Origin of the sequence: Dokdonella sp., from assembly GCF_035511235.1 — a bacterium.
In the GTDB taxonomy this organism is placed as follows: domain Bacteria; phylum Pseudomonadota; class Gammaproteobacteria; order Xanthomonadales; family Rhodanobacteraceae; genus Dokdonella.
In genome coordinates this window covers 147272-166730 of sequence record NZ_DATKFQ010000009.1, presented here as the reverse complement: position 1 = coordinate 166730, position 19459 = coordinate 147272, and the positions used below count along the sequence as shown (strand labels likewise).

15 protein-coding genes are annotated in these 19459 nt (G+C 70.4%); 6 read left to right on the top strand and 9 right to left on the bottom strand.

The features are described from left to right. Positions 1-176 precede the first annotated feature (176 nt). Genes VMR06_RS04860 through VMR06_RS04850 form a run of 3 tightly spaced genes read right to left on the bottom strand, consistent with a single transcriptional unit; the run spans position 177 to position 3021 of the window. Positions 177-803 carry a hypothetical protein gene (locus tag VMR06_RS04860; RefSeq protein ID WP_325373595.1) on the bottom strand — a complete coding sequence of 209 codons (627 nt, stop codon included), beginning with the start codon at positions 801-803 and terminating at the stop codon, positions 177-179. After that, positions 773-1984 carry a mannosyltransferase family protein gene (locus VMR06_RS04855; protein ID WP_325373593.1) on the bottom strand — a complete coding sequence of 404 codons (1212 nt, stop codon included), beginning with the start codon at positions 1982-1984 and terminating at the stop codon, positions 773-775. Before VMR06_RS04855 ends, VMR06_RS04860 begins: the two co-directional genes overlap by 31 nt. Continuing rightward, the gene (locus VMR06_RS04850; protein ID WP_325373591.1) at positions 1981-3021 is read right to left on the bottom strand and encodes a glycosyltransferase family 2 protein; all 1041 of its coding nucleotides are present in this window, start codon (positions 3019-3021) and stop codon (positions 1981-1983) included. Before VMR06_RS04850 ends, VMR06_RS04855 begins: the two co-directional genes overlap by 4 nt. A gap of 201 nt (positions 3022-3222) precedes the next feature. On the opposite strand from VMR06_RS04850, the gene mprF reads away from it, so the two are divergent. Both mprF and VMR06_RS04840 read left to right on the top strand, forming a co-directional pair. After that, positions 3223-5775 (top strand): bifunctional lysylphosphatidylglycerol flippase/synthetase MprF, encoded by a 2553-nt coding sequence (gene mprF / locus VMR06_RS04845; protein WP_325373589.1) that lies wholly within the window; start codon positions 3223-3225, stop codon positions 5773-5775. Continuing rightward, positions 5772-7238: a virulence factor family protein gene (locus tag VMR06_RS04840; RefSeq protein ID WP_325373587.1), complete on the top strand. Its 1467-nt coding sequence runs from the start codon at positions 5772-5774 to the stop codon at positions 7236-7238. The genes mprF and VMR06_RS04840 overlap by 4 nt, the downstream gene beginning before the upstream one ends. A 51-nt stretch (positions 7239-7289) precedes the next feature. Here VMR06_RS04840 and VMR06_RS04835 read toward each other — a convergent pair whose 3' ends face one another. The 5 genes from VMR06_RS04835 to VMR06_RS04815 form a co-directional block, all read right to left on the bottom strand. Further along, a complete protein-coding gene (locus VMR06_RS04835) occupies positions 7290-8675 on the bottom strand; it encodes an ATP-binding protein (RefSeq protein ID WP_325373585.1) in 1386 nt (461 codons plus the stop codon). Between the two features lie 3 nt (positions 8676-8678). Continuing rightward, positions 8679-9392, bottom strand: a complete 714-nt coding sequence (locus VMR06_RS04830; RefSeq protein WP_325373583.1) for a response regulator transcription factor — start codon at positions 9390-9392, stop codon at positions 8679-8681. A 19-nt stretch (positions 9393-9411) separates the two neighbouring features. Beyond that, entirely contained in the window at positions 9412-9834 is a 423-nt protein-coding gene (locus VMR06_RS04825) for a hypothetical protein (RefSeq protein ID WP_325373581.1), read from the bottom strand. 68 nt (positions 9835-9902) lie between these two features. After that, positions 9903-11615: an alkaline phosphatase gene (locus tag VMR06_RS04820; protein ID WP_325373580.1), complete on the bottom strand. Its 1713-nt coding sequence runs from the start codon at positions 11613-11615 to the stop codon at positions 9903-9905. A gap of 148 nt (positions 11616-11763) precedes the next feature. Continuing rightward, a complete protein-coding gene (locus tag VMR06_RS04815) occupies positions 11764-12246 on the bottom strand; it encodes an Lrp/AsnC family transcriptional regulator (RefSeq protein ID WP_325373578.1) in 483 nt (160 codons plus the stop codon). Positions 12247-12374: 128 nt separating this feature from the next. Here VMR06_RS04815 and phhA point away from each other — a divergent pair, with 128 nt between their 5' ends. Both phhA and VMR06_RS04805 read left to right on the top strand, forming a co-directional pair. Beyond that, entirely contained in the window at positions 12375-13265 is an 891-nt protein-coding gene (phhA, locus tag VMR06_RS04810) for a phenylalanine 4-monooxygenase (protein ID WP_325373575.1), read from the top strand. Positions 13266-13326: 61 nt separating this feature from the next. Further along, on the top strand, positions 13327-13737 hold the full coding sequence (locus VMR06_RS04805) for a VOC family protein (protein ID WP_325373573.1): 411 nt from the start codon (positions 13327-13329) through the stop codon (positions 13735-13737). A gap of 21 nt (positions 13738-13758) precedes the next feature. On the opposite strand, the gene VMR06_RS04800 is transcribed toward VMR06_RS04805, so the two are convergent. Continuing rightward, entirely contained in the window at positions 13759-14292 is a 534-nt protein-coding gene (locus tag VMR06_RS04800) for a gamma carbonic anhydrase family protein (RefSeq protein ID WP_325373571.1), read from the bottom strand. Positions 14293-14693: 401 nt separating this feature from the next. On the opposite strand from VMR06_RS04800, the gene VMR06_RS04795 reads away from it, so the two are divergent. Together VMR06_RS04795 and VMR06_RS04790 are read left to right on the top strand one after the other, a co-directional pair. Continuing rightward, on the top strand, positions 14694-15875 hold the full coding sequence (locus tag VMR06_RS04795; protein ID WP_325373569.1) for an efflux RND transporter periplasmic adaptor subunit: 1182 nt from the start codon (positions 14694-14696) through the stop codon (positions 15873-15875). Between the two features lie 78 nt (positions 15876-15953). Beyond that, positions 15954-19187 carry an efflux RND transporter permease subunit gene (locus VMR06_RS04790; RefSeq protein ID WP_325373567.1) on the top strand — a complete coding sequence of 1078 codons (3234 nt, stop codon included), beginning with the start codon at positions 15954-15956 and terminating at the stop codon, positions 19185-19187. Positions 19188-19459 lie beyond the last annotated feature (272 nt).

The window sequence follows — 19459 nt, the reverse complement described above, 5'->3', positions numbered from 1 at the left end:
GATGCCGCCGTCGTCACTGCTTGTGCACGACGGTGCCGGCACCACCCAGGTGACGCGAAGCCCGCTGATGCGGGTGCGGATCGCGCCGGTGCGGCGGCGGCCTGCCCACGCGGTCGCCGCAGCGCCGCAACGGCGGACCTCGCGCAAACCGGCCGGCTGCAGCGCTGGCGCGCGCGTCAGGACACGTCGGCGCGGGCGATTGTCAGGCGCGAGACGAACACGCCGAGACGGCGCATGTCCGGCCCGGCCCGCTTCGACAACGGCGACGCCGGCGCGTCGACGCGGAACGTCAGCTTGACGCGGCCGTCGCCGAGCACGGCGCGCGGCAGTCTGATCTGCTCTTCGACGTGATGGTGCCCGGGTCGCGTCTCCCAGCGCGCCAGCGGCGTGCCGTTGGCGAGCAGCTCGACGCTGACCTGCGGATGACGCCGCGCGACGAAGCTGTGCAAGGCGACCTCGACCATCAGATCGCCGTCCGCCGGCACGCAGACGATCAGCGATGCGTCTTCGTCGCGCGTCCAGATCCCGCCGGCCTCCGGCGCATGCCAGCCGCTGCCCAGCTTGGCCAGATCGGCGCCACCCTCGCGCAGGGCCAGCTGCAGCGGCAGCGACGCAGGCTGCGCACAGGCCTGGCGCGCGGCGCGCTCATCGATCTGGCGCTCGACGAAGTCCTCGCTGCGCTCGACGAAGAACGCGAACGCGGCCAGGTAGCCGCAGCCGATCGCGACCAGCAGCGCGAGCAGCAGCCAGCGCCGGTACGCCGGAACCGCGCTCAGATCGTGATCGAGTTGCCGAGTGTCCATGCGGTCATCAGGAATCCGTTGAGCAGGGCGAAGCACGCCAGCAGCACCGCGCCCGTCAGCGGCCTGCCGTCCAGATGGCGGGCCAGACCGATCGCGATCGGGAACAGCACGATGCAGTAGCGCAGCAGCGAGTTCGGAATCTGCCCGCTCCACAGCAGCAGCAGAATCGCCAGGCACAGGCCGAATTCCTCGTACATCCTGAGGCGCAGCAGCAGCAGCGAGGCGGCGAACGCGCCCAGGCTGCACAGCACCCAGAACGTGGCCAGCCCGCCGGTGCGCAGATGGTTCCACACGTTGATCCACGGCAGGTCCGATTGCCAGCCCCAGCCGTGCGCGACGCTCGAGGCCTGTGCGAACGCATCGCCGGTCAGCGCGAAGCAGTAGGCCCAGAAGCAGAACAGCCCGAGCGGCGCCAGCACGATCGGCACGAACAGCTGCGGGCGCCGCCACGGCGTCAGGAACGCCGCCACGCCGAAATGACGCACGATCCACAACAACATGAAGAACACGAAGAACACGCCGTTGGCGCGGACGCCCGACAGCACCGCGGCGAGCAGGCCGGCGATCAGGAACTGGCCGCGCCGCACGTGGTACATCGCGCCGGCCAGCAGCAGCAGGAACAGGCTCTCGGTATACGCCGCCGAGAACACGAAGCCCTGCGGCACGAAGCAGATCAGCGCGACCGCGAACAGGCCGGCCGGACGCGAGCAGCCGAGCAGCTGCGCGTAGCGGTAGACGTAGACCAGCGCGGCGACGAAGCACAGATTCGAGACCAGCAGCGCGGCCGGCAATACCTCGATGCCGAGCAGGGCCGACACCGCGCCGATCAGCAGCGGATAGACCGGGAAGAACGCCAGCGTGGTCTGCCCGGGCTGCTCGACCGGGCCGATCATCGAGTAGCCATGGCGCACGATCTCCAGGTACCAGCCGCAGTCCCAGCGGCACAGCAGCGAGCGGCCGGCCCCGATGTAGACCGCCGGATCGATCGCGACGACGGTCAGTCCGCCGATCGCCAGCAGCGCCAGTCTCGACACGGCATACAGCGCGAGGATGGCCGCGAGCGGACTGTCCGCGAGCCGCGCCAGCCCGGGCCCGATCGCCCGCACGATCGCGGACGCACCCGCGCCCGGTATCCGGACCGCGGGCGTGGCGAGGGTGCGGTCGGCGCGATCGGCCGTCATGAAGCGGTCTCGGTCACGCGCGCGGCGCGCTCCGCGCCGGACGGGGACGAAGCGCCGGCACCGCCCTCCTGGGTCCGGATCTCGCGGAACACGAACAGCGGCCGCCGCTTGAGCTCCATGAACATCCGGCCCAGGTACTCGCCGATGATGCCCAGGCACAGCAGCTGCACGCCCGAGAACAGCGCGACGATGATGATCAGACTGGTCCAGCCGCGCGCAGTATCGCCGAGCATCCACGACACCAGCGCGTAGAGCAGGATCGCCAGCGCTACGCCGAACGACAGGCCGGCGAACAGGATGCTGACGCGCAGCGGGCGCACCGAGAAGCCGGTGATCGCGTCGGCCGCGAGCTTGAGCATGCGCCGCAGCGGATACTTGGTCTCGCCGGCCGCGCGCGCATGGCGCACGTACGGCAGCGCCTCCTGGCGGAAGCCGAGCCAGGCGATCAGGCCGCGCACGAAGCGGTGCTGCTCGGGCATCGCCAGCAACGCGTCGAGCACACGGCGGTTGATCAGGCGGAAGTCGCCGACGTTCTCGGGAATCGGCAGATCGGTCAGGCGGTTGAGCGTGCGGTAGAACAGCCGCGCGCTCGACTTCTTGAACGCGGTCTCGCCCTCGCGCTCGGTGCGCAGGCCGTAGACCACGTCGGCCCCGGCGTCCATGCGCCGCATCATCACGTCGAGCAGTTCGGGCGGGTCCTGCAGATCGGCGTCGATCATCAGGATGCGCTCGCCGCGCGCGACCGACAGGCCGCCGCTCAGCGCGAGCTGGTGACCGAAGTTGCGCGACAGCGAGACCGCGACGACGTGGCCGTCGCGCGCGGCGAGCGCCTCGAGCTGCGGCCAGGTGGCGTCGCGCGAGCCGTCGTCGACGTAGACGATCTCGTAGTCTTCGCCGACCGCGGCGGCGCAGGCCGCGGTCAGCCGCTGATGGGTCTGGCCGAGTACCGCTTCCTCGTTGTAACAGGGCACCACGACGCTCAGGTGCGGCGTGCGGTGGCCCGCCGGTGTCGGAAACAGGGGCGCGCTGGAAGCCATCGATCGGGATCGCCTGGAGAGAATCCGCATTCTGCGCAAAGCCCTGTTGCTTTGCACACCGCACCGGGGCAGTCCATGCACGGTCCGCCCCGGCAAGCTGAACGACGGTCGGCCGGCCCGCGCCGTCGCGTGCCAAGGCCGGTGCGCCGCAGTAGCATGCACGGCGCCGCCGGATCGCCGGACCGACCGAATCCTCACTGCGTGAAACTGCCCTTCTCGCCGACGCGTCTGCGCAGCGTGCTCGGTGTCCTGGTGGTCGCGCTGGCGCTCTACGCGCTCGAGCACGAGTTCCGCGACACGCACTGGGATCAGCTGATGGCCGAGCTGCGCGCGGTGCCGCTGCGCGCATTGGCCGCCGGCCTGGGCCTGACGCTGGCCAGCTACGCCCTGCTGGTGCTGTTCGACCGGCAGGGCCTGGCCCTGGTCGACCGGCACGTCGCGCCGTCGCGCCTGGCGGCGACCTCGTTCGTCGCCAATGCGCTCGGCCACAGTCTCGGCCTCGCGCCGCTGACCGGCGGCACGGTGCGCCTCAAAGGCTACGGCGACGCAGGCGTCGGTCTGGCCGACGTCGGCCGGATCGCCGTGCACGTCAGTCTGGCCTTCCTGCTCGGCGCCTGGAGCCTCACCGGGCTGACGCTGGCCGCGGCACCGGCCCATCTGGCCGCGGTGCTGCCCGGCGACGCGACGTTCTGGCGCGGGCTCGGCATGGCGATTCTCGGCGCGCTGCTGGCCGGTCTGCTCGCGCTCGGCCGCCGGCCGCGCCTGCTGTCGGTCGGCCGCTTCTCGCTGCGGCTGCCCGCCCGGCACGTGGCCGCCCTGGCGCTGCTGATCAGTGCCGCCGAACTGTGCTGCGCGGCCGGCGCGCTGTACGTGATGCTGCCGGACGGCGCGCCGCCGTTCGTCGAGTTCGCCGGCAGCTACGTGATCGCGATTCTCGCCGGCGTAATCTCGACCGTGCCGGCCGGGCTCGGCGTGTTCGAGTGGACGTTGATCCGGACCCTGCCGCAGATCGACCGCAACGCCCTGCTCGCCTCGATCGTCGCCTACCGGCTGGTCTATTACGTCGTGCCGCTGCTGCTGGCGCTGACCGGCATGGTGGTCTGGAGCGTCGGCGGCACCGCGCGGCGCTTCTCGCGCCTGGCCGCGGCGGTGATCCCGGCGGTGGCGGCGGCGGCGGTATTCACGGCCGGCGCCTGGCTGCTGGTGGCCGGCGTACTGCCGGTGCCGGAGCAGACCGTGGTCTCGGCGCCGCTGCCGCTGCTGGAGATTTCGCATCTGCTCGGCAGCCTGCTCGGCGTGTTCCTGCTGGTGCTCGCGCTCGGCATCCAGCGCTGCAGCCACGGCGCCTGGCTGCTGACGCTCGGCGTGCTCGCGGCCGGCGTGCCGATCGCGCTGATCCGCGGCGATCCGCCGCTGCTGATCGCCGCGTTCGCCGTGCTGGCGGCCTTGCTGCTGGCCGGCCGCGGCCACTTCTCGCGCCCGGCGGCGGTGCTCGAGGCACGCTTCAGCCTGATCTGGTGGCGCAACGTGGCGCTGGTCGTGCTCGGCACCGGCTGGCTGATGCTGTTCGCGTATCGCAACGTGCCGTACCGCAACCGGCTGTGGTGGCAGTTCGAGCTCAGCGGCGACGCGCCGCGCGCGTTGCGCGCGCTGCTGGCCGTGGTGATCGTGCTGTCGCTGGTCGCGCTGTGGCAGCTGCTGCGCCCGGCGCCGCGCCGCGATCCGCTGCCGGACCGCGAGCGGCTCGACGCGCTCAAGCCGCTGATCGACGGCGCCACGCGCAGCCAGGCCAATCTCGCCTATCTCGGCGACAAGGCGCTGCTGACGACCGGGACCAGCGGCCTGCTGATGTTCCGCCAGGGCGGCCGTTCGCTGATCGCGATGGGCGACCCGCTCGGCTCGCCCGAGGAGCGCGCGCGGCTGCGCTGGACGTTCCGCGAGATGGCCGACCAGCGCGATCTGCGCTGCGTGTTCTATCAGGTCGAGCGCGAAGATCTGGAAGCCTATCTCGACCTCGGCCTGGCCCTGGTCAAGCTCGGCGAGGAGGCCGTGGTCGACCTGCCCACGTTCGGTCTGGAGGGCAGCGCGCGCGCCGAGCTGCGCCAGTCGCGCAACCGCGGCCAGCGCGAAGGACTGCGCGTCGTGCACCTCGCCGCCGACGAGATCCCTCCGTGGCTGCCGGCACTGCGGCGCATCTCCGATCAGTGGCTGGCGCTCAAGGCCGGCAGCGAGAAGGGCTTCTCGCTGGGCTTCTTCGACGAGGACTACCTGCGGCGCTTTCCGGCCGCGGTCGTGCTGACCGCCGACGGCACGCCGGTGGCGTTCGCGAACCTGTGGCCGGCGCCGGCCGGCGGCGAGCTGTCGATCGACCTGATGCGGCACGCCGCCGACGCGCCGCGCGGCGTCATGGACTTCCTGTTCGTCGAACTGATGCTGTGGGGCAAGGCGCAGGGCTATCGCAGTTTCAATCTCGGCATGGCGCCGCTGTCGGGCATGGCGCGCCATCGTCTGGCCGCGCGGTCGCAGCGCCTGCTCGGCTTCCTGGCCGGCCACGGTGAACGCTTCTACGGCTTCGAAGGCCTGCGCCGCTACAAGGACAAGTTCGGCCCTGCCTGGAAGCCGCGCTATCTGGCCGCGCCCGGCGGCGTGCACCTGGCCGGCGTCTTTCTCGATCTGACCCGCCTGATCAATCGCGGCCCGGCCGCGCTGCGCGGGCCGTCTCATTCCCCCCTCACGGCACGCTCCGGCTCATGACCCGACTGCGCACACTCGTCTTCCGGATCGCACTGGCGGTGCTGGCGATCGGCACTGCCGTGATGTGGCTGCGCCATGCCGACCCGCCACCTCCGGCACCGGCTGATGCGAAGCCGCCGGCCGCCGCCGGCCCGGTCCGCACCGACACCGGCTTCGCGTTCGGGCGCTTCGGCGCGCTGAGCGTGATCGAGCCGGCCGGCGTGCCCGGCGAGGTCGTGCTGTACGTGTCGGATCAGGCGGGATGGGACACGAGGATGGCCGCGCTCGCCGAGCCGCTGGCCGAGCGCGGCGCCCTGGTCGTCGGCATCGACTATGCGCGATTCGCCGCGACCGTCGAGCGCGACGGCGCGCCGTGCCTGTACCTGTCGTCGGATTTCGAGGATCTCGGGCGCGCCGTGCAGTCGCACTATCGCCTGGCGCGCTTCATGCCGCCGCTGCTCGCCGGCGTCGGCGCGGGCGCGACGATGGCCTATGCGATCCTGGTCCAGCAGCCGCCCGGCACCTTCGCCGGCGCGCTGAGCCTGGGCTTCTCGCCGACCGTCGCACTCGACAAGCCGTTGTGCGGCGCCTATGCGCTGCGCAGCCGGCCGGCCGCGACGCCGCATCGCGAAGCGCTCGAGCCGACCGCGGCGCCGGCGCCGTGGATCGTGCTGCAGTCCGCGGCCGCCAGCGACGCCGGTGACGCGGCTGCCTTCGTCGCGGCGGTGCCGGGCGCGCGCTACGTCGCCTCCAGCGGCGCCGCGGTGGATTACCGGTTGCAGCCGGCCTGGCGCGCGCAGTATCTCGCCGCGTTCGACGCGCTGGCCGACGCGGCACGACGCACCGACCGCTCCGCCGCGCCGGCCGATCTGGCCGACCTGCCGCTGGTCGAGGTGCCGGCCGGCGGCGGCACCGATGACCGCATGGCGGTGATCCTGACCGGCGACGGCGGCTGGGCCGGGCTCGATCGCGAGGTCGCCGACACGCTCGCCGGCCGCGGCATTCCGGTCGTCGGCCTGTCGACGCTGAAGTATTTCTGGTCGGCCAAGACGCCCGAGCGCACCGCGCAGGACCTGGACCGCATCCTGACCCATTATCTGCAGCGCTGGGGCAAGCGCAGCGCGATCGTCATCGGCTATTCGATGGGCGCCGACGTGCTGCCGTTCGCGCTGAACCGCCTGCCCGAGGCGACGCGGGCACGCATCGCCTACGGCGCCGCGCTGGCGCCGGGATTGAACGCGACGTTCGAATTCCACGTCAGCGACTGGATGAGCGACAGCGACGAGGGCCGGCCGGTCGCACCGGAAATCGACAGGCTGAGCGTGCCGCTGCTGTGCGTGGCCGGCGAAGGCGACGACGACAACGCCTGCACACGCCTCGACCGCCAGCGCTTCCGCGTCGTCACGCTGCCGGGCAACCATCATTTCGGCGGCGACTACGAGCGCCTGACCGCGACGATCCTCGAGGGCGCTGCCGCGCATTGATGCAGGAACGCGGGCGGCGTGACGCGCGACGCGCCGCCCGGCCGGTCTGGCTCAATTAACGCGGAAGCGCGCGTCGAAGCGCGCGCCGCCGAGCGCCGATTGCGACACGACCAGCTCGCCGCGATACGCTTTGACGATATCCTGCACGATCGACAGGCCGATGCCGTGGCCCTGCACGCGCTCGTCGCCGCGCACGCCGCGCTGCAGGATGTGCTCGATCTTGTCCTCGGGAATGCCCGGCCCGTCGTCCTCGACGAGGATCTGCAGGCCCGGCCGCGCCTTGTCGCGCGTGGCGATCTCGCGCACCGTCAGCACGACGCGATGCGCGGCCCACTTGAACGCGTTCTCGAGCAGATTGCCGAGGACTTCCATCAGGTCGCCGAGCTCGCCGTGGAAGCGCGCCTGGCTGTCGATGTCGAACTCGCACAGGATGTTCTTGGCGAGATAGATCTTCTCGAGACTGCGCACGACCTCTTCGGCGTACGGCTCGACCGGCAGCGGGGCGGCGAACGTCGAATGTCCCGAGGTCGCGGCGCGCGAGAGCTGGTAGGCGACGATCTCGTCCATGCGGCCGACCTGCTCGAGCACGGTCCAGCGCAGCTGCTCCGGATCGCTGTCGGACTCGAGCTGGTTGCGCACCACCGCCAGCGGCGTCTTGAGGCTGTGCGCGAGATCGGCCAGCGTATTGCGATAGCGCGTCAGGCGATGGCGCTCGCCGTCGATGAACGCATTGAGGCCGGTCGTGATGCCGGCGACCTCGACCGGATAGTTGCCGGTCAGGCGCTGCTGGCTGCCCTGCTCGACTCGGCGCAGATCGCGCGTGAGCGTCCGCAGCGGCGCCAGGCTCCAGTGCAGCACCGCCATCAGCAGCAGCAGCAGCAGCACGCCCAGGCCGCCGAGCCAGGCCAGCAGCGTGCGCCGGTAGATCTCGACCTGGCGGCGCAGACCGTTGACGTCCTCGGCGACGTGGAACGTCAGCTGCAGCTCGCCGCCGCCGGGCGTGTTCCAGGTGACGCCCTGCGACAGCAGGAACAGGTCGCCCTGATCGGTCCTGATCGGACCGCGAAAGCGCACCGCGCCCTGCGGCAGTTCCTCGCCGAACGGCAGGTCACGTCCCTGCGCCGACGGCGACCGCCAGACCTGATCCTTGGCGCCGCGGATCTTGGCGCCGACGATGCCGGCATAGAGGCCCGATCCGGCCGGACGGTCGAAACGCGGATCGGGCCCGTACTCCGGCGGCAGCAGCTCGCCGCCGCGCGTCGTGTCGGACCCGGCCAGATACGCGAAGACGTAGCTTTGCAGACGCTCGCGCATCGAGCCTTCCGCAGCATCGTAGAACGCCTGGTCGAGCGCGAAGAACGCCAGACCGAGGAAGGCCGTCAGCGCGATACCGGCCGCTGCCAGCGAGCGCGCCTGCAGCGACAGCGGCCGTGGCATCGATCAGTTGCCGGTTGCGGTTTCCGCTTCTTCCGGCGCGTCGGTGCGCTCGAGCGCAAACCGGTAGCCGCGACCGCGCACGGTCTCGATCGGCTTGATCGCGTTCTCCGGATCGAGCTTGCGGCGCAGGCGGCCGATGAACACCTCCAGCACGTTGGAGTCGCGGTCGAAATCCTGCTGGTAGATGTGCTCGGTGAGGTCGGCCTTGGAGACCAGCTCGCCAGCATGCAGCATCAGATACTCGAGCACCTTGTACTCGTAGCTGGTCAGATCGACCGACTGGCCGTTGACGTGCACGGTCTGTGCGGTGGTGTCGAGCACGATTGGACCGCATTCGAGCTGCGGACGCGACCAGCCGCTGGCGCGGCGGACCAGCGCGTTCATGCGCGCGAGCAGTTCTTCGACGTGGAACGGCTTGACGAGGTAGTCGTCGGCACCGTTCTTGAGGCCCTGCACCTTGTCCTGCCACGACGAGCGCGCGGTCAGGATCAGGATCGGGTAGCGCTGGCCGCCGTCACGCAGCTGCTTGACCAGGTCCATGCCCGACAGCTTGGGCAGGCCGAGGTCGATGATCGCCACGTCGAACGGAACCTCGCGGCCCAGGTAGAGACCCTCTTCGCCGTCACCCGCGGCGTCGACCGCGAAACCATCCCGCTTGAGCCGGGCCGCCAGGGTCTCGCGCAGCGGCGCTTCGTCTTCGACCAGCAGTACGCGCATGTCGGATCTCCTTAGTGTCTTATTGGTTGGCGCGGATCTGGAACACCTTCACTTGGCCGTCCCGAGTCAGCACCTTGATGTGGTAGATCTTGCGCTTGTTGCGTTCCATCGTCTGCACCGACAACACCTTGCCGTCGGTCTCGCGCTGCACCTGGTCGACCGCTTCCTGCACGCTGATTTCGCGTGCGGACGCACGATGCGCGATTGCGAGCGCAACCGGCAGGACCAGGGACAACCACCAGCGGGACAGAGGCATGGACTTCATCTTGAAGGCGCCCGCAATCAGGCGCAAGGCTGACCGCGGAGCGACAGTCTCGACAGCACGGATTGAATTGCCGCTGAACCCTGCCGCGATGTGGAAAAGCGCGATGACGGCGCATCTGCGGCGCCGGCGCAGCGATGCGGCGAAGGCGCGCGACGGTGCGAATCGAGCGCGCGGCATCGTCTCTGTGCGGCCGCCGCAAGCTTCGTGCCGCCGTACGCAACCCGCCGCAGCAGATCGGGCCGCGCTCAGCGCTGTCCGCCGAGCAGGCGCGCGCGCTCGGGCAGGTTCACCGGAATGCCGTGCCGATCGCAGCTGTCGAGCGCACACAGCGTGCGCAGGATCGGCGCGTTGGCCTGCGCCAGCAGATGGAACAGCACGTTCTGCTCGAGCGATCCGCGCACCGCTTCGGCACCGGGGCCGCTCGCGAAGACCGCCACGTCCTCTCCGCTGTGCGATTCGGACGCGAGCGGCAGCAGCGCTTCCTGCAGATAGTCCGGCGACCCGGTGTCGACGCTGCGAAGATCGGGGCGGCCGGCGGCCGGCTCGGCGCGGCCGGGTAGATGCGGAAAGCGCTTGCTGCCGGCGGCCTGGCTATCGCTGGCACCGGCGTAGCCGGGCCCGTTCGCGTAGCTCAGCGTCGTGTAAGGCTGACCGAGCAGATCGAGCGCGGGGCCCGTCTCGTCGTGATCCTCGTCGGCGACGCCGTGCACGAGGCCGAGGATCGGATTGCCGCGCACCGGATAGCCGGCGAAGCTCAGCGTGTGCGCGTGGTCGGCGGTGACCAGGATCAGCGTGTCGCGATCGTCGGTCATCTCGCGCGCGACGCGCACCGCGTCCGACAGCGCGATCGTCTCGTCGAGCGCGCGAAATGCATTGCCGGCGTGATGGGCGTGGTCGATGCGGCCCGACTCGACCATCAGGAAATAGCCGTCCGGCGCGCGCGCGAGCCGGTCGACGGCGAGCCGCGTCATCGTCGCCAGGCTCGGTTCGCCGCCGCTGTCGGCGTCGCGCTCGTGCTGGTACTGCATGTGGCCCGGCTCGAACAGGCCGAGCACCGGGCCGGTCCGCGCCCAGTCGAGCGCCGCCAGCTGCCGGGCGTTCCAGACGTAGGCGGCGCCGGGACGGCGCAACCATTCGGCGGTCAGATCGCGGCCGTCCTGGCGCAATCCGCTGCGCCCGGCGTATTCGGGATCCGGCCGGGACGCCGGCAGGAAGCGCGCGCGGCCGCCGCCGAGCACGACGTCGATCGGCGCGGCCGACTCGACCAGCTGGCGCGCCAGATCGAGGCAGCCCTGCACGCGCGCCGCCACCGGCAGCGCCGCGTCGTGCTCCCAGTGCCGGTCGGGCGAGTGGCCGTAGGTCGCGGCCGGCGTGGCATGCGTGATGCGCGCGGTGGTGACGATGCCGGTCGCCAGGCCGGCGGCCTGCGCGAGCTCGAGCAGCGTGACCGCCTCGTTGCCGCGCATCGCCGCGCAATCGCCGCGCGGCACGCGCTGGTCGACGCTGATGACGCCGGCGCGCGTCTTCACGCCGGTCATGATGGCCGACATCGTGCCGGCCGAATCGGGCGTCTGCTGATTGGTCTCGTAGGTGCGGCTGAGCGCGGTATGCGGAAACGTCTCGAAGCTCAGGCGATTCTCCTCGCCCGAGTCGCCGCGGCGCTGGCCTTCGAGGATGCGCGCGGCCGAGATCGTCGCCAGGCTCATACCGTCGCCGATGAACACGATCAGATTGCGCGCGCGTCCGGCCGTGCGGCCGCGCGCATCGGCCGCGGCCGCGGCACCGGCGCGGAACCACCATTGCGGCGTCTCGCCGCCGGGCCGGGCGATCGCCGGCACGTCGATCGCGGACGCATCGCTCGCGGTCGATGCGCGCGGCGCGGGACGCGTAGCCGTACAGCCGGCCAGGGCGGCGGCGATGACGGCGGCGGCCAGACTCAAACGCAGACGCTGATGCACCACCGATCCCCTGCCCTCTCATCGCGGCCGGCGATTATCGCCGAGCCGCCGTGACGCGCGACACCGCATCGCGCCTTGGCTTGCCGCGTCCGGCCCCGGCATCCGCGGCCGGTGCCGGACCGGTGCGATCGGGCATCGCCGATCGGGTTCACATCGGCTCGATTGGCAGCTGCCGCGCCTGCTTGACCGTGCGCAGCACGAAGCTGGAATTGATGTCGGCGACACCGGAGGCGTCGAGCAGCTTGTCGAGCAGGAAGCGCGAGAAATGCTCCAGGTCGGCGACGACGACATGCAGCAGATAGTCCATGTCGCCGGTCAGCGCGTGACAGGCGACGACCTCGTCCCAGCGCTGCACGCGCGCGACGAAGTGCTCGATCGCGCTCGGTCCATGCTGCTCCAGCTGCACGCGGACGAAGGCCTGCAGACCGAGGCCCACCGCCGTCGGGTCGATCCAGGCGCCATAGCCGGCGATCACACCGGCCGCCTCGAGCCGCTGGATCCGGCGCAGGCAGGCCGACGCGGACAGATTGACGCGCGCGGCGATGTCGCTGTTGGTGGCACGTCCCTCGCGCTGCAGCAGGGTCAGCAGGCGCAGGTCGGTGCGGTCGAGCTTGATCGCAGGTTCCGCCACAGGATTGCTCCGATTGCCGCATGCACGCAATCATCTTGCGCGAGAATCAGCTTTACTCGCAATATCGCAAGCTTATTGCGCGGCATCCACGATAGCATGGTGTGCCCCCCGTTCGACCGGAGCCCCCGATGAGCGAAGCGCCCCGCCGCGTCGAAAGCCTGCAGACCGACAAGGGCTACGTGCCGGTCTATACCACCGCGGTCGTCGAGCAGCGCTGGAGCGAGTACGCAGCGGCCGACCATCAGACCTGGGCGACGCTGTTCCGCCGCCAGCGCGCCTTGCTCAAGGGCCGCGCCTGCCGCGAGTTCATCGACAACCAGGAGCGTTTCCAGATGTCGCCGGAGGCGATTCCGCGCTTCGACGACCTCAACGAGGTGCTCGCGCGCGCGACCGGCTGGCAACTGGTCGGCGTCGAGGGCCTGCTGCCGGAACTGACCTTCTTCGATCATCTGGCCAACCGGCGCTTTCCGGTCACCTGGTGGATCCGCCGGCCCGACCAGATCGACTACATCGCCGAGCCGGACCTGTTCCACGACCTGTTCGGCCACGTGCCGCTGCTGCTCAATCCGGTGTTCGCCGACTACATGGAGGCCTACGGCAAGGGCGGCGTGAAGGCGCATGCGATCGGTGCCGAGGCGCTGGTCAACCTGACCCGGCTGTACTGGTACACGGTCGAGTTCGGCCTGATCCGCCAGGACGACGGCCTGCGCATCTACGGCGCCGGCATCGTCTCGTCGAAGGGCGAATCGATCCATTCGCTCGAATCGGCGGCGCCGAACCGGATCGGCTTCGATCTGGAGCGCATCATGCGCACGCGCTACCGCATCGACACCTACCAGAAGACCTACCACGTCATCGACAGCTTCGAGCAGCTGATGGACGCGACGCGGCCGGACTTCACGCCGATCTATGCGCGGCTGGCCGACCGGCCGTCGATCCCGGCCGGCGACGTGCTGCCGACCGATCACGTCCTGCAGCGCGGCAGCGGCGAGGGCTGGCTGCACGACGGCGACGTCTGAGGCTTGCGCCGCGCGCCGTCGCGGTGTCTGATCGGCCGAGCCGACGCGACGAGGCGAATCCGTGGACGCGACCCTGCTGGTCAACATCGACGTAGCGGACCTGGCTCGCGCCGAGGCGTTCTACACGACCGTCTTCGGCCTGCGGCCGGGGCGCCGCTTCGGCGGCGGCGGCGTGGAACTGCTCGGCGCCGGCGTGCCGCTCCATCTGCTCTATCAACCCCAGGACAGCATCGCCGCCGCCGACCATCGCCGCGACTACCGCCGGCACTGGACGCCGGTCCACCTGGACTGGGTCGTCGACGATCTGGAGGCCGCGCTCGCGCGCGCCGAGGCCGCCGGCGCGATCCGCGAGGGCGAGATCCGCTCGGCGGCCTGGGGCCGCATCGTGCGGCTGGCCGACCCGTTCGGTCACGGCATCTGCCTGATCGCGTTCAGCGCGCAGGGCTACGACGCGATCGCCGACCCGACCTGAGCGGCCGGCCGGAGGCGTTCCTCAGAGCTTGCCCTGGTACTGGTTCTTGAGCCGCACGTAGTGCTTGGCCGAGTAGTACAGGTGCTCGATCTCGCTGTCGCTGAGCTTGCGCACGAAGCGCGCCGGGTTGCCGTGCCACAGTTCGCCCTCGCCGACCACCTTGCCGGGCGTGACCACCGCACCGGCGCCGACCATGCTGTGCTTCTTGACCAGGACGCCGTCGAGGATCGTCGCGTTCATGCCGATCAGCACCGCGCTCTGGATCGTGCAGGCGTGCACCACGGCGCCATGTCCGATCGTCACGTCGGCGCCGATCGACAGCGGGAAGCCGCCGAGCGTGTACTGGCCGTCGTGGGTCACGTGCAGGACCGCGCAATCCTGGATGTTGCTGCGCGCGCCGATGCGGATCGCGTGCACGTCGCCGCGCGCCACCGCGCCCGGCCACAGGGAGGCGTCTTCCTCCATTTCGACGTTGCCGATGACGACGGCGGCCGGATCGACGTAAGCGCTGGCAGCCAGCCGCGGCGCCACGCCGAGGAACGGTCGGATGTTCATTCAAGAGTCCCTTGGGTCTGGAAAGTACGCTGAACGGAAAGCAGTCCGTGTGCCAGGCACACCGGCGCGAGTGTGCGGACCGGCACATTCGCGTGCAGGGACGTACCGCACAGCTTCGGGCCCCCGCGCCCCGGGCGGCCCGCGCGCACCGATCGTGCCGGTTCGGTGCCGAAAATTCACGTAAAGGCCGGCCCGATGCAACTGACGCCGCGGTGGACGTGTCGCAGACTCCGCGCCCCGGCGCTACCTGACGCCCCGCTGACTGACGGATCGAGCATGACGCTCGGCCGATGCGGAGCCCGGCCCGCCGCCCGGACAATCGTCGCCAACGCCACCTCGCTGCGTGAGGAGGCATCGATGTGCCTCCCCGCCACCGCCAGGAACACCAGGAACTCCCCCGCATGTCCCGCAGCAAGCTCATCATCACCGTCGTGGCGGTTCTCGTCGTCGCGGCCGTCGCCTGGCGCATCGTCGGCGCGCCGAAGAACCCGCGCGAAGGCCAGAACCGCGACGAAGGCCCGATCCCGGTCACGGCCGTCGCCGCCGTCGCCCAGGACGTGCCGCTGTTCCTGACCGCACTGGGCACCGTGCAGGCGCTCAACACGGTGACGATCAGCGCCCAGGTCAGCGGCCAGCTGACCGCGCTGCACTTCCGCGAGGGCCAGGCGGTCAAGAAGGGCGACCTGATCGCCGAGATCGATCCGCGCACGTACCAGGCCGCGCTCGACCAGGCCATCGGCCTCAAGAAGCAGCACGAGGCGCAGCTGGCCGCCTCGCGCAGCACGCTCAAGCGCTACGACGAGTTGATCGAACGGAAGTTCGTGTCGGCGCAGGATCTGGAGAACCAGCGCCAGACCGTGCGCCAGCAGGAAGCGCAGGTGGCCTCCGACGAGGCCGCGATCTCGAGCGCGCGCACCCAGCTCGGCTACACGCGCATCACCGCGCCGATCGACGGCCTGGCCGGCATTCGCCAGGTCGACGTCGGCAATCTGGTCCAGGCCAATGCGACCGCGCTCGTCGTGCTGACCCAGACCCAGCCGATCAACGTGATGTTCAATCTGCCGCAGCAGGACATGGCCAAGGTCCGCGAGGCCGACGCGACGCCGCTCAAGGTGCTCGCGCTGTCGCGGACCGACGCCACGCCGATCGCCGAAGGCGAGCTGGTGGTCATCGACAACACGATCGACACCTCCACGGCCACGTTCAGGCTCAAGTCCGAGTTCCCGAACACCGACGGCCGGCTCTGGCCGGGCGAGTTCGTCAATGTGCGCCTGCAGGTGCGGACCGTGAACGATGGCCTCGTCGTGCCGGCCACCGGCGTGCAGCAGGGACCGCAGGGCGAGTACGCGTGGATCGTGCAGGGCGACGACACCGTCAGGATGCAGCCGGTCAAGACTGCCGGCGTGGTCGACGGCGGCCTGGTGCTGATCGCCGAAGGGATCGCGCTCGGCGACCGCGTCGTGACCGAGGGCCAGTTCCGGCTCAAGGTCGGCAGCAAGGTCAAGCCGCTGGCGCCCGGCGAGGTGGCGGCACCGACGCCGCCGCCGGCCGACGCCGCCAAGACGGCGCGCCGCGGCGGCTGAGGCGCGCCGCCGCCGCCCTTCCTTCCCTCTCCCAGCCGCCGCCCGCGCGGGCGCGGCACCGCCAGGACACTGCACGCCGTGGGCTTCTCCACCCTGTTCATACGACGACCGGTCGCCACTTCGCTGTTGATGGCGGGCCTGCTGCTGCTCGGCTTCATCGGCTATCGCCAGCTGCCGGTCTCGGCCCTGCCCGACATCGACGCGCCGTCGATCCAGGTCACCACGCAGTATCCGGGCGCCAGCCCGACGACGATGGCGGCCCTGGTGACGACGCCACTGGAGCGGCAGTTCGGCCAGATCTCCGGCCTGTCGATGATGACCTCCGATTCCTCGGCAGGCCTGTCCACGATCCTGCTGACCTTCGACATGAGCCGCGACATCGACGCGGCCGCGCAGGACGTGCAGTCGGCGATCAACGCCGCGCGCGGCACCCTGCCCAACAACCTGCCGTATCCGCCGGTCTACAACAAGGTCAATCCGGCCGACGCGCCGATCCTGACCCTGGTCATGAGCTCCGACGCGCTGCCGCTGCGCGAGGTCAACAACTACGCCGACTCGATCCTCGCGCAGAAGCTGTCGCAGGTCGCCGGCGTGGGCCTGGTCAGCATCGCCGGCAACGTGCGGCCGGCCGTGCGCATCCAGGTCGACCCGGCCGCGCTGGCCAACCAGGGACTGACGATCGAGGACGTGCGCTCGGCGCTGACCCAGGCCAACGTCAACGGCCCGAAGGGCACGATCGACGGCGCCGCTCAATCGTTCACGATCGGCGCCAACGACCAGATCTCCGACGCCGACGAATACCGGCGCGTCATCATCAGCTACCGCGGCGAGGCGCCGGTGCGGCTCGGCGACGTCGCCAACGTCGTCGACGGCGTCGAGAACGACCAGCTCGCGGCCTGGGCCAACGGCAAGCCGGCCGTGCTGCTCGACATCCGCCGCCAGCCCGGCGCGAACATCGTGCAGACCGTCGACGCGATCAAGGCGATGCTGCCGGAGCTGCGCGCGGTGCTGCCGGCCAACGTGCAGCTGGACGTGTTCGCCGACCGCACGGTGACGATCCGCGCCTCGGTCGAGGACGTCGAGTTCACGCTGATGCTGACGATCTGCCTCGTCATCGCGGTCATCTTCGTGTTCCTGCGCCGACTGTGGGCGACCGTGATCCCCAGCGTCGCGGTGCCGCTGTCGATCATGGGCACGTTCGCGGTCATGGCGTTCGCGAGCTTCTCGCTCGACAACCTGTCGCTGATGGCGCTGACGGTCGCGACCGGCTTCGTCGTCGACGATGCGATCGTGATGATCGAGAACATCGTGCGCTACCTCGAAAAGGGCCGCGAGCCGAAGGAGGCCGCCGAGGAAGGCGCGCGCGAGATCGGCTTCACGGTGCTGTCGCTGACGGTCTCGCTGATCGCGGTGTTCCTGCCGCTGCTGCTGATGCCGGGCGTGACCGGACGCCTGTTCAAGGAGTTCGCGGTCGTGCTGTCGATCGCCGTGGCGCTGTCGATGCTGGTCTCGCTGACGCTGACGCCGATGATGTGCGCCTACCTGCTGCGCCGCGAGAACGCGCCGAAGGAAGAGGCCGAAGGCGATCACGCGCCGCGCGCCGGCCGCGCACGCAGCTGGTGGGACCGCCTCGTCAACGGCTACGCGCGCAGCCTGGACTGGGTGTTCGCGCATCAGCCGCTGACGATGCTGGTGCTGACCGCGACGGTCGCGCTGACCGTGCTGCTGTTCGTGATGATGCCCAAGGGTCTGCTGCCGGACCAGGACACCGGCATGATCACCGGCGTGGTGCAGGCCGACGACTCGATCGCGTTCCCGGCGATGCTCGACCGCACCCAGCGCGTCGCCGAGGCGCTGCGCGCCGACCCGGCCGTCAGCGGCGTGGCCGCGTTCATCGGTGCCGGCTCGATCAATCCCACGCTCAACCAGGGACAGCTCAGCATCGTGCTCAAGCCGCGTGCCGAGCGCGGCGGCCTGGCCGAGATCCTGCCGCGCCTGCAGGACGCGGTCGACGCGATCCCCGGCGTCGCGCTGTATCTCAAGCCGGTCCAGGACATCGCGCTCGACAACCGCATCGCGCCGACCGAGTACCAGTACGCGCTCACCGACGTCAACGCCGAGGAGCTGCACGCGTTCGCCGAGAAGATGACCACGGCACTGCAGGCGCGGCCCGAGCTCGCCGACGTCGGCAACAATCTCGCCGCGGCCGGTCTGCAGCTGCAGCTGACGATCGACCGCGACCAGACCAGCCGCCTCGGCGTGCCGATCCAGACCATCGACGACACGCTGTATTCGGCGTTCGGCCAGCGCCAGATCTCGACGATCTTCACGCAGCTCAACCAGTACCGCGTCGTGCTCGAGGTCGACCCGAAGTTCCGCACCAGTGCCGACCTGCTCAACCGCCTCGGCGTGCGCGGCAGCGGCAGCGGCGCACTGATCGGCTCCAACGCGACCACGCTCGGCCAGGTCACCTCGAGCAATTCGGCGACGCCGAGCGGCATCGGCGCGCAGGGCAACACCGGCATCGCGCTCGGCTCCGGCGGCACGATCCCGATGGCCTCGCTGGTCGACGCCCAGGTCATCAACGCGCCGCTGGTGATCAGCCACCAGAACCAGCTGCCGGCGGTGACGATCTCGTTCAACCTCGCACCCGGCCATTCGCTGTCGCAGGCGGTGCGCGCGATCGAGGAGGTGGAGGCGTCGATCCAGATGCCGCCGCAGGTGCGCGGCAACTTCATCGGCAAGGCCGCCGAGTTCTCCGCGTCGATGACCGACGAGGTGCTGCTGATCCTGGCCTCGCTGATCGTGATCTACATCGTGCTCGGCGTGCTCTACGAGAGCTACATCCACCCGATCACGATCATCTCGACGCTGCCGCCGGCCGGCGTCGGCGCGCTGCTGGCGCTGACGCTGTGCGGCTTCAGCCTGTCGATCGACGGCATCGTCGGCATCATCCTGCTGATCGGCATCGTCAAGAAGAACGCGATCATGATGATCGACTTCGCGATCGACGCGCAGCGCGCCGGCGCCGATGCGCATGCCGCGATCCGCCGCGCCGCGCTGCTGCGCTTCCGTCCGATCCTGATGACGACCGCCGCCGCGCTGTTCGGCGCGCTGCCGCTGGCGCTCGGCACCGGCATCGGCTCGGAACTGCGCCGGCCGCTCGGCGTGTCGATCGTCGGCGGCCTGCTGCTCTCGCAGCTGATCACGCTGTACACGACGCCGGTGCTGTACCTGTACATGGAACGGGTGTCGGACTGGCTCAAGGCGCGGCGCGAGCGGCGCGAGCTGGCGCGGGCGCGCCTCGTATGAGCGCTGGCGCGCTTTTTCCGGCGAATGGCGGGGGATCGTCTCCCAGGTGTGCGCGGCCCTGCGTGAGCCGGTTGCGATCGCACCTTGTCGCGCCCGCCTCTCGACGGGCCGCTCCGCTCGCCTCCGGGAGACGTGGCCCCCTCGATCCCAAGCCATCGACGGGGCCTGACTTCGTCGGTGGGCGGCATCCCTGCCTTTTTCCGCTCGCCTCCCGGCGAGCGGGTCACTTCTCTTTGCGTGCCCAAAGAGAAGTAACCAAGAGAAAGGGCACC

Coding starts and splice junctions, on each gene's coding strand:
- VMR06_RS04860 (WP_325373595.1), bottom strand. CDS start 803: ATGGACACTCGGCAACTCGATCACGATCTGAGCGCGGTTCCGGCGTAC.
- VMR06_RS04855 (WP_325373593.1), bottom strand. CDS start 1,984: ATGACGGCCGATCGCGCCGACCGCACCCTCGCCACGCCCGCGGTCCGG.
- VMR06_RS04850 (WP_325373591.1), bottom strand. CDS start 3,021: ATGGCTTCCAGCGCGCCCCTGTTTCCGACACCGGCGGGCCACCGCACG.
- VMR06_RS04840 (WP_325373587.1), top strand. CDS start 5,772: ATGACCCGACTGCGCACACTCGTCTTCCGGATCGCACTGGCGGTGCTG.
- VMR06_RS04835 (WP_325373585.1), bottom strand. CDS start 8,675: ATGCCACGGCCGCTGTCGCTGCAGGCGCGCTCGCTGGCAGCGGCCGGT.
- VMR06_RS04830 (WP_325373583.1), bottom strand. CDS start 9,392: ATGCGCGTACTGCTGGTCGAAGACGAAGCGCCGCTGCGCGAGACCCTG.
- VMR06_RS04825 (WP_325373581.1), bottom strand. CDS start 9,834: ATGCCGCGCGCTCGATTCGCACCGTCGCGCGCCTTCGCCGCATCGCTG.
- phhA (WP_325373575.1), top strand. CDS start 12,375: ATGAGCGAAGCGCCCCGCCGCGTCGAAAGCCTGCAGACCGACAAGGGC.
- VMR06_RS04800 (WP_325373571.1), bottom strand. CDS start 14,292: ATGAACATCCGACCGTTCCTCGGCGTGGCGCCGCGGCTGGCTGCCAGC.
- VMR06_RS04795 (WP_325373569.1), top strand. CDS start 14,694: ATGTCCCGCAGCAAGCTCATCATCACCGTCGTGGCGGTTCTCGTCGTC.